The 12,756-nt window shown below is 69.6% G+C and carries 12 protein-coding genes and 3 pseudogenes; 6 read left to right on the top strand and 9 right to left on the bottom strand.

Translation table 11 applies throughout. The features are described from left to right. Nucleotides 1–489 precede the first annotated feature (489 nt). Together ACF07N_RS04840 and ACF07N_RS04835 are read right to left on the bottom strand one after the other, a co-directional pair. The gene (locus ACF07N_RS04840; RefSeq protein WP_392108388.1) at nucleotides 490–1,845 is read right to left on the bottom strand and encodes a serine hydrolase domain-containing protein; all 1,356 of its coding nucleotides are present in this window, start codon (nucleotides 1,843–1,845) and stop codon (nucleotides 490–492) included. A gap of 90 nt (nucleotides 1,846–1,935) precedes the next feature. Further along, nucleotides 1,936–3,060, bottom strand: a complete 1,125-nt coding sequence (locus tag ACF07N_RS04835; RefSeq protein ID WP_392108385.1) for a cytochrome P450 — start codon at nucleotides 3,058–3,060, stop codon at nucleotides 1,936–1,938. A 1,359-nt stretch (nucleotides 3,061–4,419) separates the two neighbouring features. Between ACF07N_RS04835 and ACF07N_RS04830 the strand changes: the two genes are divergently transcribed. Both ACF07N_RS04830 and ACF07N_RS04825 read left to right on the top strand, forming a co-directional pair. Then, entirely contained in the window at nucleotides 4,420–5,490 is a 1,071-nt protein-coding gene (locus ACF07N_RS04830; RefSeq protein ID WP_392108383.1) for an alkene reductase, read from the top strand. Nucleotides 5,491–5,498: 8 nt separating this feature from the next. After that, entirely contained in the window at nucleotides 5,499–5,978 is a 480-nt protein-coding gene (locus tag ACF07N_RS04825; protein ID WP_392108380.1) for a MarR family winged helix-turn-helix transcriptional regulator, read from the top strand. A 56-nt stretch (nucleotides 5,979–6,034) separates the two neighbouring features. Here the strand turns inward: ACF07N_RS04825 and ACF07N_RS04820 are convergent. Beyond that, nucleotides 6,035–6,328 (bottom strand): annotated as a pseudogene (locus ACF07N_RS04820) (restriction endonuclease); the annotation flags it as partial. Nucleotides 6,329–6,473: 145 nt separating this feature from the next. Between ACF07N_RS04820 and ACF07N_RS04815 the strand changes: the two are divergent. Further along, the gene (locus ACF07N_RS04815) at nucleotides 6,474–7,268 is read left to right on the top strand and encodes a barstar family protein (RefSeq protein WP_392108377.1); all 795 of its coding nucleotides are present in this window, start codon (nucleotides 6,474–6,476) and stop codon (nucleotides 7,266–7,268) included. Here the strand turns inward: ACF07N_RS04815 and ACF07N_RS04810 are convergent. After that, nucleotides 7,255–7,392 carry a hypothetical protein gene (locus ACF07N_RS04810; RefSeq protein WP_392108374.1) on the bottom strand — a complete coding sequence of 46 codons (138 nt, stop codon included), beginning with the start codon at nucleotides 7,390–7,392 and terminating at the stop codon, nucleotides 7,255–7,257. The two genes, ACF07N_RS04815 and ACF07N_RS04810, sit on opposite strands and share 14 nt — an antisense overlap. 240 nt (nucleotides 7,393–7,632) lie before the next feature. Here ACF07N_RS04810 and ACF07N_RS04805 point away from each other — a divergent pair, with 240 nt between their 5' ends. Continuing rightward, a complete protein-coding gene (locus ACF07N_RS04805; RefSeq protein ID WP_392108371.1) occupies nucleotides 7,633–8,022 on the top strand; it encodes an ankyrin repeat domain-containing protein in 390 nt (129 codons plus the stop codon). Here the strand turns inward: ACF07N_RS04805 and ACF07N_RS04800 are convergent. Then, nucleotides 7,965–8,508: pseudogene (locus ACF07N_RS04800) on the bottom strand (IS5/IS1182 family transposase); the annotation flags it as partial. The gene ACF07N_RS04805 and the pseudogene ACF07N_RS04800 sit on opposite strands and share 58 nt — an antisense overlap. Before the next feature lie 191 nt (nucleotides 8,509–8,699). Here ACF07N_RS04800 and ACF07N_RS04795 point away from each other — a divergent pair. After that, nucleotides 8,700–9,104 carry a RidA family protein gene (locus ACF07N_RS04795; protein ID WP_392108369.1) on the top strand — a complete coding sequence of 135 codons (405 nt, stop codon included), beginning with the start codon at nucleotides 8,700–8,702 and terminating at the stop codon, nucleotides 9,102–9,104. Nucleotides 9,105–9,129: 25 nt separating this feature from the next. Here the strand turns inward: ACF07N_RS04795 and ACF07N_RS04790 are convergent. The 4 genes and pseudogenes from ACF07N_RS04790 to ACF07N_RS04775 form a co-directional block, all read right to left on the bottom strand. Continuing rightward, nucleotides 9,130–9,746: pseudogene (locus ACF07N_RS04790) on the bottom strand (transposase family protein); the annotation flags it as partial. 302 nt (nucleotides 9,747–10,048) lie between these two features. Further along, nucleotides 10,049–10,888: an SAM-dependent methyltransferase gene (locus ACF07N_RS04785; protein WP_392108366.1), complete on the bottom strand. Its 840-nt coding sequence runs from the start codon at nucleotides 10,886–10,888 to the stop codon at nucleotides 10,049–10,051. 245 nt (nucleotides 10,889–11,133) lie between these two features. Continuing rightward, nucleotides 11,134–11,325, bottom strand: a complete 192-nt coding sequence (locus ACF07N_RS04780; protein WP_392108363.1) for a hypothetical protein — start codon at nucleotides 11,323–11,325, stop codon at nucleotides 11,134–11,136. Nucleotides 11,326–11,455: 130 nt separating this feature from the next. Then, a complete protein-coding gene (locus ACF07N_RS04775) occupies nucleotides 11,456–11,860 on the bottom strand; it encodes a type II toxin-antitoxin system PemK/MazF family toxin (RefSeq protein ID WP_392108360.1) in 405 nt (134 codons plus the stop codon). 351 nt (nucleotides 11,861–12,211) lie between these two features. On the opposite strand from ACF07N_RS04775, the gene ACF07N_RS04770 reads away from it, so the two are divergent. Beyond that, nucleotides 12,212–12,628, top strand: coding sequence for a CBS domain-containing protein (locus ACF07N_RS04770; protein WP_383336244.1), 417 nt, complete (start codon nucleotides 12,212–12,214; stop codon nucleotides 12,626–12,628). Nucleotides 12,629–12,756: the final 128 nt, after the last annotated feature.

Genomic DNA, 12,756 nt, shown 5'->3' with positions numbered 1-12,756 from the left:
GGCGGGTGCGGGGCGCGATCGGACCGAGCCGGTGCCACGCCGGTACCGGAACGGCCTCCATCCGGCGCGCGGCCGGAACGACGACCGTCCGGCGCGCGGCCGGAACGACGACCGTCCGGCGTGCGGCCGGAACGACGTCCATCCGGCGCAGTGCCGGAGCGGCCTCCGTCCGGTGCGCGGTGGGACCGGTTCCGGTCCGGCGCGCCGTAGGGCGGCTGCCTGTCCGGCGTGCAGTCGGACGGTGCCGGTCCGGCGCGCCGTGGGCGGGCCTTTCCGACGTCCGGACGGTGCCGATCCGGCACGCCGGCAGGCGACTCGGGCCGCGGCCGGACCGGAGCGCCGTCGGGCGACCCGGGCCGCGGCCGGACCGGTACGCCGTCAGCGCGGCCGGCTCGGCACGTGCTCGGACCGGGCCGGACGAGCCCGGACGGGCGCGCATCGGACCGGGCCGGACCGGTACGCCGTGTCACGGTGTCGGACGGCGCGCGGTCAGTCGGTGCCGGTGCGGCGCGCGGTGCGTCCGGAGACCTGGAGGCGGTCGATGGCCCCGGTGACGGGATCGCGGTGGAACCGCCCACCCGGTTCGACTCGGCCGGTGGCCGGATCCACCAGGTCGCAGGACAGGTCCGGGTAGCACACCAGGGGGATGGGGCAGTCGCCGTCGACGGACAGGGTCGGCGTGCCCTCCCCGTCGAGCTTGACGACGTACTCGGTGCCCCCGTTGCGGTAGGTCCCGGCGCACTCCGGGAGCGCCACGGCGGGTCCGTGGTGCGTGCCGGCGGCCGGACCGGTGGGCACGCGGATGCCGGTGAGCCGGGCGAGCTCCGCGGCCATGTCACGCCACAGGCCGGTGGCCGCGCCCGCGTTGCCGGTGAAGGCGACGACGACGCCGCTGTCCGGGTCCGCCCGCAGGTGGCAGGAGGTGCCCTGGGCGTTCCCGTCGTGGCCGCACCACGTCCGGCCGTCCTGCCGGAAGAGGGCGAGGCCCAGACCCCAGGAGTCGGCGAGGGTACCGGCGTCGGCGGACGGTTCGGGGCGCCGCATCAGGTCGGCGACGGCGGCCGGCAGCCCGGCGGACCTGCCGATCACGGCACGGCCCAGGGCGGCCAGGTCGTCGGCGCTCGCCAGCAGCGCTCCGGCCGGGGCCTCCACCGGGGCGAGGTTCTGGCGGGCCGGTCGTACCAGGCCCGTGGCCGTGTTGAGGGCGTGGCCGCCGGCTACCGGCCGGGCGGGGGCGGTGTCGCCGAGGAAGGCCGGGACGATGCCCAGGGGCTCGAGGACCAGCGCTGTCACCGCTTCCTGCCAGGTCATGCCCGTCACTTCGGACAGGATGCGGCCGGCGGCGACGTAGCCGGCGTTGGAGTACGAGAAGCCGGTGCCCGGCGAGAACAGGATGTTCCGGGGGGTGCAGACCGCGGAGAGGTAACGGGAGGCGGTGGTGCCGACGGCGCTGTCGGAGTCGGGTCCGGTGGGGAGACCGGCGGTGTGACTCAGCAGGTGACGGACCGTCACCTCGGATATGTCCCGCGGCAAGTCGGGGAGCAAGTCGCTGACGGGTTCGTCCAGGTCCAGGTCTCCGTCGTCGACCAGGAGCAGGACGGCGGCGGCCGTGGCGGTCTTGGTGACGGACCCCAGGGGGACGGCCGTCTCGGCGGTGAACGGGGTGTTCGCCAGGGCGTCGGCCGTGCCGGTCCGCACGCTGACGACGTGGGTTCCGGTGTCGACGGACAGTTGAGCGCCGGGCACGCGGTGGACGCGGGCGAGGGAGTCCAGGCGGTTGCCTAACTCCTGCTGCAAGGAGGTCGACGGCCGGTGCGCGGCCGGAGCGGCGGTCGGGTACGGCATGGGGAGGTGACTCCTGGTGAGAGCGGGTGCGGGGAGAGGGGACGCGGCCGGCCCGCGGGTGAGCGGTGCGGGCGTGCGCGTCAACGTGCGCTACGGCCTGGTCACGGCGACCGGCAGGTGGCGTACGCCGACGATGACGGCCGGGTTCTGGTACGTGACGTCCTCGTACGAGGGCACCGCGAGCGAGGAGAAACGTTCCATCATCATCTGCAGGGCGATACGGGCTTCCAGCCGGGCCAGGGGGGCGCCGAAACAGAAGTGGATGCCGTGCCCGAAGGTCAGATGGGGATTGGGGTCGCGGGCCGCGTCGAAGACGTCCGGCGCGGTGAAGCGGGAGGGGTCGCGGTTGGCGGCCCCGAGGTGCACCATCAGCAGGGTGTCGGCCGGGATCTCGTGGCCGCCGAGCACCACCGGCCGGGTGGTGCGCCGGCCGAGTTCGGGGAAGGGCGGCAGCCAGCGCAGGACTTCCTCGACGGCGGACGGCACCCGGTCCGGATCCTCGCGCAGTGCGGTGAGCGTGCCGGGCCGGCGATCGAAGGTGACCACGGCGTTGCCGAGCAGCGCGGTGGTGGTGATGTGCCCGGCGACCAGCAGCAGGGCGACGAACCCGACGATCTCCTGGTCCTCCAGCCGGGTTCCGTCGACTTCGGCGGCGAGGAGGCTGCTGGTCAGGTCGTCGCCGGGGTGGGCGCGGCGGTGCCGGATGTGGTCCAGGACGTAGCCGTTCATCTCACGCACGGTCGGGGCGATGGCCTCCAGCGCCCGTTCCAGGTCGGCCATGTCGAGGCTGTCCCCGAGCTGGTCGCCGCCGAAGAGGGTGGCGGCCCACTCCTGGAACAGCCTGTGGTCCTCGGCGGGGATACCGAGGAGCTCGGCGATCACGATGATCGGCAGGGGGTACGCGAGGGTGTCGACCAGGTCGAACCGGTCGCGGTCGGCGACACCGTCGAACAGCCGCGCGCACACGGCCTCGATGCGCGGTGCCAGCCCGTGGACGACACGCGGGGTGAAGGCCTGACTCACCAGGGTGCGGAGTTTGCGGTGCTCCGGCGGGTCCATGCCCACGAAGTTGCCCTGCCGGAAGGCCTCGAAGTCCTCCTGGGTGGGGGCGATCGGCGTCATGTCGGAGGAGTACGTCGCCGGGTCGGACAGGATCGCCGATACACCGCGATGGTCGACGACGTGCCACTGCCGCCGCTCTTCGTCGTACGTCACGGGGCCCGCGTCGCGTAAGGACCGCCAGCGCTCGGGTAACGCGTCAAGGGGCGATTCGGCCCCGGTCAGTTGTGTGCTTGTCACCGTTTCTCCTTGGGTGAGGACGCGCGGGCACGGCGGCGGACCACCGACAGTGGCGCGCGGTGGCCGACCGCGGGCAGCGGTGGCCGCCACGGGTCCGGCGATCGGGGTGCGGCACCGCGGGGCGGTCGTTCGCGCCGGCGGCCGTCGCGTGGCTCAGCCGGGGGCGGCACCGGAAGCGACGGGTTCCTCCACCGCTCGCGACGTGCCGGACCGGCGTCAGCGGAACCGGGGGCGGAACAGGAACGGCGGGGCGGCGGTTCCGAACGGTCCGGAAGCCCACCGAGCAGCGGTCGCGCCCGCACCTGCGCCGCCTGGCGGTACGCGCCCAGGGCACCTAGCAGACACCACCACGTCCCCCCAGTGACTTCTCCGCGCAGCAGCCCTGCGCGCTACTCCCCTGTCATTCACGTGCCAAGAACGCGCTTCGACGCGACGCATCCCGGCCGAGTGCGCTCACAGTTTTCACGTTGGGTCACAGGATGGCAACCCCCCGAGTTTGGAGGAGAGATGGCCATTCGGCAGCCCGCCAAAGAGGCCGTGTATCCCGCCGTTTCACACTCAAACCCGCGACCTGAGAACAAAATTCGAGCCGCCTCCCGACGCCCGGGGCACCGCCGGCTCCTCCCTCCCGGCCGCACACCCGACCGCCTGCCCATTCGTTCGGACCGGGGGAATGACGACGGCGCCGCGACGCCCCCGAGAAGCACAGCAAGTCGCCCCGGATGAACGATGAACCGCGTCACCACACGGCTCCGACCCCACCCTCCCCATTTCAGCCATTCCTTGGTAGTCCTTGTTCTCCACCACAGGAGCAGGCGAGTGCATGACTGCCGCGATTCCACCCGGCACCCCTCGACGGCAGCGCCGCCCTCACACCGCCCGGCCGGAAGGCCGACGGCCGACAGTCGGCCGGTCCACGCCCCGGCCACCCGCGACCCGGGGGCACGGACCCCCGGCGCACCGCACCCACTCCCCCGCCCATCGCCCGCGGCGCGAGAGCCGGGCGACGAGCCGACGCCTCCGCATGCTCCGTGCGGTTCCGGCCAATAGCACCGCGACCGGGCCGGCGCACCCGACATCCGTCAGCCGCGGGCCACCGGGCTCCGCCGGCAGACCCTGCCGTGCCACAACGAAGCCAATACTTGGCTAGCCACATTACCTCTGCTACGTTGTTATGTGTCCAGCCACATAATGGGGCTGCGCGAGAGGAGCCGCCATGCCTCAGCCCCCCCCTTTCCGACGCCACCCATTGATCACGCGACCGAAGGACCCGCCATGCCGAATCCGCTGAATCCGCTGTGGACACCGACCACCGTCGGTGCCCTGTCCCTCCCGCACCGTCTGGTGATGGCCCCCATGACCCGCGACCGCTCGACCCCCGAGGGGGTACCGACCGAGCTGAACGCCGAGTACTACGCCCAGCGGGCCTCGCACGCCCTGGTCATCACCGAAGGAACCCAGCCCTCCGCCGACGGCCAGGGCTACCTCCTCACCCCCGGCATCCACAACGACGAGCAGATCGCCGGATGGCGCAAGGTCACCGACGCCGTGCACGCGGCCGACGGCCGGATCGTCATCCAGCTGATGCACACCGGGCGCATCGCCCACCCCGACAACACCCCGCACGGGCGCCGGCCGGTCGCCCCCTCCGCGATCCAACCCCAGGGGACGATGTTCACCGCGTCCGGTCCCCAGGACATGCCGACACCCCGCGCACTGTCGACGCGGGAGGTCGCGGCGACCGTGGACGACTTCCGCCGGGCCGCCGCGGCCGCCGTCGCGGCGGGCGCCGACGGCGTGGAGATCCACGGTGCCAACGGCTACCTCGTGCACCAGTTCCTGTCCGGCAACACCAACCGGCGCACCGACCGCTACGGCGGTTCCCTCGAAGGCCGCATCCGCTTCGCCGTCGAGGTCGCCGCCGCCGTGGCCGGCGAGATCGGCGCCGAACGCACCGGCCTGCGCATCTCTCCCGGCAACCCCTACAACGACATCGCCGAGTCGGACACCGCCGAGCTGTACCCGGCGCTCGTACGGGCCCTCAGCCCGCTGGGCCTCGCGTACCTCCACATCCTCCACACGGGCGACGAGGAACTCCTGGGCACCCTGCGCGGGCTCTGGCCCGCCACGCTGATCCTCAACCGGGCCGGCACCGACCTGCCCACCCGCGCCCGGGACATCGCCGACGGCACGGCCGACCTCGTCTCCGTCGGCGCCCTCGCGCTCGCCAACCCCGACCTCGTCGAACGGCTACGCTCGGACGCGCCGCTGAACACTCCCGACCCGGCGACCTTCTACGGCGGCGGAGCGGCCGGCTACACCGACTATCCCACCTACACCGTCTGAGGAACCGCATGTCCGTCTCCACACCCCGCATCCCCAGCACGGCCGGCGAGGGGCCGATGAGTTACGCGATCTTCCAGCTCGCCCGCGCGCACCGCGCCCGCGCCGCCGCCATGCTCCGTGAGATGGACCTGCACCCCGGACAGGAACTACTGCTGATGCAACTGCTGGACAAGGACGGCCAGACCCAGTCCGAACTGCTGGAAAGCGTCGGCCTGGACCACTCCACGGTCTCCAAGTCCCTGCGCCGCATGCAGGACGCCGGTCTGCTCGTCCGCGAGCCGGCCGAGCACGACCGGCGCGTCATGGTCGTCCACCTCACCGACAAGGGCCGGGCCCTGCGCGAGCCCATCGCGGCGATGTGGCGGGCCCTGGAGGAGACCTCGGCACGGAACCTGTCGGCGCAGCAGGCGAAGTCCTTCGTCCGCACCGCCTACGCCATCACCGACGCGATCAACAGCGGCGCCGTACCACCGGAGGAGTCCGGGTGATCCGAGCCTGTCTGCGGCTCGCAGTGGGCTTGCGGCCCGGAGCGCGAAGCGCTCATTCAGGACAGCGGTGTCTGCCGTCGCGGCGGAGGCAGCGCGCCCAGCAGGTCCCACAAGGGGCGTGAACCGGCCGCCCATTGCGCCAGCACCTGCCGGTCGACGAGGTGCAGGCGCTGCTGCCGGGCGAAGGTGCGGCCGGGTTGGGTGATACGCCCGTTGGTGACCAGGACGACGACGTCCGCCTGGTGGACCGGGCGGCCCGTCCCGTTGAGGACCTGAAGGTCGGGGGTGCCGACGGCCGCGCCCTGGCCGCCCTTCCTGCGGTGCTTGCACTGGATCATCCTTCTCTGCCCTTCACCCTCACGGGTTGACAGGGATCTGTGACGCGTCAAGGAACTTCCGAAGTATCGGGGGACGGACCAGCTGGCGACCGCGCGGGGCGCCGGTAGGATCAGCGCTCTCATGGGGGGTGCAATGAGAGCATCAGAGCGGGGCGGTGTGGGACAGAAGTACGCCCTGACCTCGGATGAGGACGACGCTGACTTCTGGGGGTTTGCTCACGAGGCCGAGGGGTTGTTCACGCCGCTGCCGAACGAAGAGGGAACACGCCGAGTGCACCTCACGGGCTGCCTCCCGCAGGGGGGCCTACTGGAGAGCGTTAGCCACGTCGGCAGTCGTCGCGCCTTGGCGGGGAATGCCTGGTTCGAGCTGCTCGACGGTGACGGTGCCGCCATGGGGTCCTACTTCGTCAATGAGGTCACCGTCATCGACGTCAAGCCCTCCGTGTGCGGGGCCGGCCTCGTCGACCTCACGATGACGCTGTGGTGCATGAACGCCGAGGCCGGAGCGGAACGAGTATGGGACCTGATCCGCACGGGTCAACTGGACCGCACCGGCATGTGGCACGAGCTCGCCCCCGAGGACAGACGAGCATGGCTGTCGGTGACTCTGTGGTCCCATGAGTACCAACGCCAGGGGAAGGCCGACACTCCTGCAGGCCAGGTGTTCACCTTGGACGGTCGGCACATCGTTGACCGAGACAGCTTCTACTGCGCGATCGGTGAAGCCATCAACGGACCCGGCGGATACTTCGGCTGGAACCTCGATGCTCTGAACGACTGCCTCAGAGGGGGCTGGGGTGCCACCACGCCGTTCATCATGCACTGGGATTCCTCAGCCCAGGTCGAGGCACGACTCCAAGAGCGTGTGCCCATAGGAGAACGCGAAGTCGCGCTGTTCGACCTGCTCCTGGAGATCTTCGAAGAACAGGGCGTGAGCGTCATCCTTCGGTGACCGTCTGGTCCTGAGGGCTACGGACGTGGGGCAGCCCGAGGTGGACGGCGGTTCGTTGCTTGGTCCTTTCGGCCTCGATGCGCTTGGCCCGGAGGAAGGTTATGTCCTCGATGCTGTCGACCATTCCCAACTATCCTTCGAGTTCGACCGCTTGCGCCGCAGGATCAAGGCCTTCTCCAGCTCTTCGATCCGGGACAACGTCTTGGGGTCGACCTGGAGGACCGGACAACGGATGCAAGCGTGTTCGTGCTGGCATGGGCAGTCCGCCGTTGACGATCTCGGTGGCTAAGACGTCATCTCAATTGGTGGCTGAGGGCGTAGACAGTCGCTGGCAGGCGTGCTGTGGGGACGGTTGAATGTCGGAGTGAGCGACTACTGGACACCCGCGCATCAAGCGGTCGAGCAGGAGGATGCTGAGGCTCTGGCCCGGTTGCTGGCCGCTGGTTCCGATCCTGATGAGGTCTTCAGCAACATGACGCTGCTGACGCACGCAATCGATGCCGAGGGTGATGGCTCCCTGCAGAGCGGTCAGCCGTTGACTGTGCACACCACGGCCGTGTTGCTGGCCTTCGGGGCTGATCCGGAGCTCGCAGACCCAGACGGCCGCACCCCCTTGGACATGGCCAACCACTACGACCACGACCTGGCCGTGAAGCTCCTGCAGGCCCACATCAGCAGACGAGCCGCCGATAACCAGATGAGGGTAAAGGCGATGCTCGTGAAGGCGAGGAAGTGCTCGGCCTTGCGCTCATAGCGGCGGTGTAGGCGGCGGCAGCCGGTGAGCCAGGAGCTTGTCCGGCTTGCGTCGCACCACCCGCGGCGGGAACGGACCGGAGGTATGCCCTTCACCAACGGGATCAGTGCCTGACTGTCGTGCAGGTTCGCACCCGAGATGCCAACCAATAGGGGCAGACCCGTCCCCACAGTGGTCAAATGGATCTACGATCCGTACGAGCCCCGGTCGACGGGATTCGAGCCTGTCAGGTCCCCCTTCAAGGCCCGCATGTTGACCGAATCGATCGCACAGCGGGACGGGTCCAACTCGCCGCGGGAGCCGAGTTCGTCGAGGACCAGGCGGTGGAGCTTGGCCCACACCCTGGCCCTCGTCCACTCGGCAGAACGGCGAGGTGGCCACGAACACGATCGCGGCCAGCACCTCCCGGTCTCCATGCCGGCGGCAACCACCGCCCTGAGGCAGAGAAGGCGCCTCCGGCACCACCCGCTGGAACAACTCCCACACCCAATCGAGACGGCGTAGTGATCCACTCGCACACCGGCGCCCTGAGGAGCCCACTGCAGCCGGTTTTGTGCGCGCAGAGAATACTTGGACGGCGCTACCAGACAAGCATTGTTTGTACGGACCCCTAACTTCTACTCGCAAGGGACCTGCCTGCAACCGACGGTCCCGCGCTGTGTATCAAGGGAGTGGTCATGAATTCTCAGGTGAAGGTATTCGGGTTCGGCATGCCGTGGGAGTCGTTGTACGGGTACAGTCAGGCTGCTCAGGTCGGTGACACGGTCTATGTGTCGGGGCAGCTGTCTCATGACCGTCACGGCAACTTCGTGGGTACCGACGACTTCGAACTGCAGGTCCGTACCACGCTGGAGAATCTGGATGCGGTGCTGAGCCAGTTCGGGGCCGAGCGTAGCCAGATAGTGGAGACCACGGTTCTGGTGAGGAACCTGCGGGAGAACTTCGACACGACAGCACGCCTCCACTCCGAGTACTTCGGGAAGCACCGGCCCGCCAGCACGGTCATGGGCGTTTCCGACTTGGCGCTGCCGGACCAACTCGTGGAGATCGGCGCGCTCGTGCGTCTCGATGTGAAGGCATAGGTGAGGGGGTCGGCCTGATTCCTTCTGCCTCTTGCCGGGCGTCGTCGCGGTTGAACTGCTGGCAATTGAAAGCTGTTCGCGATGGCGGTAGTACGGGGTGCGGAAGGCGGCGCCAGCACCCTGGTAGGCGCGGTCCGCGAGGACGAGGATCTGCCGGGTCAGGCAGGCTTGGACGATGCCATGGGCGCGGGCCGCGGTCAGGTCGTGGGTGCGACCGGGTGTCGCGCGGGAGAACCACAGCGGTGTGCCATCGAGATGGGCGACGACCTGCGCGTTCATGCCGGTGCCGTCAACGATGACGTGGTCGCCCTCACCGAGGCCGGTGAGGGCTTCGTGGAGGCCAGGCACCCAGGAGGCCAGGACGTCCAGGGTCTCGTCCACGTACCGCCAGGCAGTGGCCTGGGATATCCAGAAACACGCTCCGAGCTGGGAGAACGTCTCGTTCTTGCGCAGGTGGACGAGGGTGAGCAACGCCTGCTGGAAGCAATCGAGCTTGCACCAGCGGGTGTTGCGGGCCAAACGATGCTCGTACACAGCAGTCCGGAAACATATTCAACGAGCTCATGCGGGACGTCGAGCGTGGCAGGGTACGGAACCAACATGACCCCCTTCGATCGCTGGTGTGATGAGTGGAATCACCAAGCCAACGACGAGGGGCCCTGCCTCGTCACCACAGCTGCTGACCAGCTCATTTCATCCTCCAGCACAGGATGAAAGAGGTTCAGTCCGGTGCAGGCCTTGTTCGCAATATGAGCGGCCCAGCAGCGAGATCATCGCCCTTCTGGTGATCGCCCGGTCTAAGAATGACCGCGAACGAGTCATCCCCATGGGGTGGTGGTGGGTGCTCACACCCGTACTGCCGAGTCCGGCGAAGGGGTTCACGCGGTTCGCTCCGCGGCGTGGCAGGCAGCCCGCGGTCCCGTGCCGCGCTTGGGCGATGCCGGTCAGGGCGAGTCGGGCTTGCGGGCCATGGCGGCGACGATGAGGTGTTCCCAGACCGTGAGCTCTCGTCCCGCGCCACCGCTGTTCCACGGATGGCCGGACTCGTCGGGACGCCACAACGGCGCCGGGACGATGCCGGGGTCGAGGATCTCCAGGCCGTCCAGCAGGGAGGCGATCTCCTCGTCCGTGCGCCACCGGCCGCGGCCGAACGTCTGCTGGAGGACCTTCTCGGCCTCCCTGGTCTCCGGGTTGTCGCCCGAGCGGAAATGGCTGAGGAAGAAGTGGCTTCCCGACGGCACCTGGTCGCGCCAGTAGCGGACGATGCCGGCCGGGTCCTCGTCGTCGTTGACGTGGTGCAGGATCGCGCTGAAGATGACCGCGACGGGGCGCGAGAAGTCGATGAGTTCGAGTGTGACGGGGTGGGAGCGGATGCCCTCCGGGTCGCGCACGTCGACCGCGACGACCCGGGTCCGGTCGTTGTCCTCCAGCAACGCGCGCCCGTGGACCAGCACTTGGACATCGATGTCGACGTAGACGACCCGGGACTCGGGGGCGTGCCGTTGAGCGACCTGGTGGACGTTGTCCGCGGTCGGCAGGCCACTGCCCAAGTCGATGAACTGCCGGATGCCGGTGGTCTTCGCGATCTCCCTGACCGCCCGGGTCAGGGCGGCGCGGTTGGCGAAGGCGATGGCCACCGAACCGGGCAGGTCCCGCTTGAACACGTCACCGATCTCACGGTCCACGGCGTAGTTGTCCTTGCCGCCGAGCAGGTAGTCGTAGACGCGGGCGATGCTGGGCCTGGTCGGGTCGATGGAGGAGCCTTCGTACCTCATGGCGCCCATTCTGCCCGGCACCGTCGCCCCTGCACCCCCGATTCGGCCCATGAGCCGGCAGCAGATGGCAGGACTCTGCCCGCCCTCGACTCGGACAGGAGTCGGTCCGTGAAGCGCATGGCATATCCGGCTCTCATTACCCTGACCACCGTCGCGGATGTCACCGCCGGTACCGCCCCGGCGGTGGCGGGTGGCATCCTGCCGGGCGGTTCGGACCGCGAGCATCAAGCCGTCGTGGCCGGCGCGCGAACTCCTCAGAGATCGGTGCGAGGGCCACGCCCTTCGAAGTCCCGCCGCACTGCGGCACCCGGGTCCTCGATCAGCCCACCCTCGTCAGGGAATTCGAGGACCGTGCCGCAGTGGTCGCACAGCTTCCCGTCTTCGGCCGGTACACCGCAGGCCTTGCAGAACCGGTTACCCATCTCGTTCTCAGTCGTCTGCGTCATGACATCCCGAATGTGGCTCGACCTGTTGGATTCGCATCCGGAGTACCCGTGACGCAGGGAATGACGCACCGCACTGAGATCCCGCGTGCTCGGAAACCAGCGAGAGCCAGTCGGGCAGCGCGGGCGTCCGCTACTCAAGCCCTTCGAGACGGCGGGCTCCCTTGATCTCGCTGATCCTGGCAGCTGTCATCGGAGTCCACTCCCTCCTCTGTCCAGCGGCACGGACGGCTTCTCCGACCTCGCTGAGCTTCGCGGAGGACAGCACACCCGCTCGCTCGATCAGGTCGTCCCGGGCCACGGTGGTCAGCCAGGTGCACGGAGTGAAGCCCGGACGCGGGAACGCGAACCGCAGCACGCCGTCGAAGGGCAGTCCCTCCGGGGCTCCTACAACCACTTCGACGCCCAGGCCGCTCATGTCGACGCCCGCCGGCGCAACGACCTGCATCGCCTGGAACCCGGATGGCTCCTCGTCCGAGAGCAGCACGACCGGGCGGCGCTCATCGAAGTCGACCCACCAGACTTCACCGCGTCGCATCTGTCCTCCTGGCACGAGACGGCGGGCGAACGCCGCGTGCCCCGGGCGGGTCACGCGGAAGGAACGCGGCCCAGCCGCGGGTCACAGCGTAGGCCCTGCCGTGGAACTGTTCACCGCGCTCGTCGTCGGCCCACGCACGGTGCGGCCCACCCGAGCCGGCGCGAATTCGAAGGGGTCGTCGACGATAATACGAGCGGTTTGGACGACCGGTCGGCATTCGCGAATATGCTCTTCCCCCCTCTGGCGAGTTGTCCCACGAATGGCCGCGTGTCGGAGACGCGACAGGTTTCACCGTCTCGCTGACGGTTAACCAGCAGCCTCAACGATGATCGCGACTTTCGAGGAGGACCCATGACCACAGCCCGGGAGATCATGACCGAGGGCGCGGAGTGCGTGGGCGCCGAGGACACCGTCCTGGACGCCGCCCGCAAGATGAGCGAACTCGGCGTCGGCGCGCTGCCCATCTGCGGCACCGACGACCGCCTCAAGGGCGTGCTCACCGACCGGGACATCGTCGTCAAGGTCCTCGGCGCCGGCAAGGACCCGGCGCAGGTCAAGGCCGCGGACCTCGCCCAGGGAGAGGCCGTCACGATCGGCGCGGACGACGACGTCGAGGAGCTCCTGCGCACCATGGCCTCCCACAAGGTGCGTCGCCTGCCCGTCATCGACGGCCACCGCCTGGTCGGCATCGTCGCCGTGGCGGACGTCGCCCGTGCCCTGCCCGACCGAGCCGTCGGCGACCTGCTGGAAGTCATCTCCAGCGACTGACTGACCCTGCATGGGCCGCCGGGGTGGGGGCGGGGGCATTGGGGCCGCCCCCCCCCCGGGTTTGGGGCCGGCCCCGGGCCGGCCCCCACCCGGGGCCGGGGGGCCCGGCCCCCCCCCCCCCCCCCCCC

Source organism: Streptomyces sp. NPDC015242, from assembly GCF_043079125.1.
In the GTDB taxonomy this organism is placed as follows: domain Bacteria; phylum Actinomycetota; class Actinomycetes; order Streptomycetales; family Streptomycetaceae; genus Streptomyces.
Note: the sequence above shows the minus strand (reverse complement) of the source record. Positions and strands in the feature narration are given on the sequence as shown.

Coding starts and splice junctions, on each gene's coding strand:
- ACF07N_RS04840 (WP_392108388.1), bottom strand. CDS start 1,845: ATGCCGTACCCGACCGCCGCTCCGGCCGCGCACCGGCCGTCGACCTCC.
- ACF07N_RS04830 (WP_392108383.1), top strand. CDS start 4,420: ATGCCGAATCCGCTGAATCCGCTGTGGACACCGACCACCGTCGGTGCC.
- ACF07N_RS04825 (WP_392108380.1), top strand. CDS start 5,499: ATGTCCGTCTCCACACCCCGCATCCCCAGCACGGCCGGCGAGGGGCCG.
- ACF07N_RS04810 (WP_392108374.1), bottom strand. CDS start 7,392: ATGGTCGACAGCATCGAGGACATAACCTTCCTCCGGGCCAAGCGCATC.
- ACF07N_RS04795 (WP_392108369.1), top strand. CDS start 8,700: ATGAATTCTCAGGTGAAGGTATTCGGGTTCGGCATGCCGTGGGAGTCG.
- ACF07N_RS04785 (WP_392108366.1), bottom strand. CDS start 10,888: ATGGGCGCCATGAGGTACGAAGGCTCCTCCATCGACCCGACCAGGCCC.
- ACF07N_RS04780 (WP_392108363.1), bottom strand. CDS start 11,325: ATGACGCAGACGACTGAGAACGAGATGGGTAACCGGTTCTGCAAGGCC.
- ACF07N_RS04775 (WP_392108360.1), bottom strand. CDS start 11,860: ATGCGACGCGGTGAAGTCTGGTGGGTCGACTTCGATGAGCGCCGCCCG.
- ACF07N_RS04770 (WP_383336244.1), top strand. CDS start 12,212: ATGACCACAGCCCGGGAGATCATGACCGAGGGCGCGGAGTGCGTGGGC.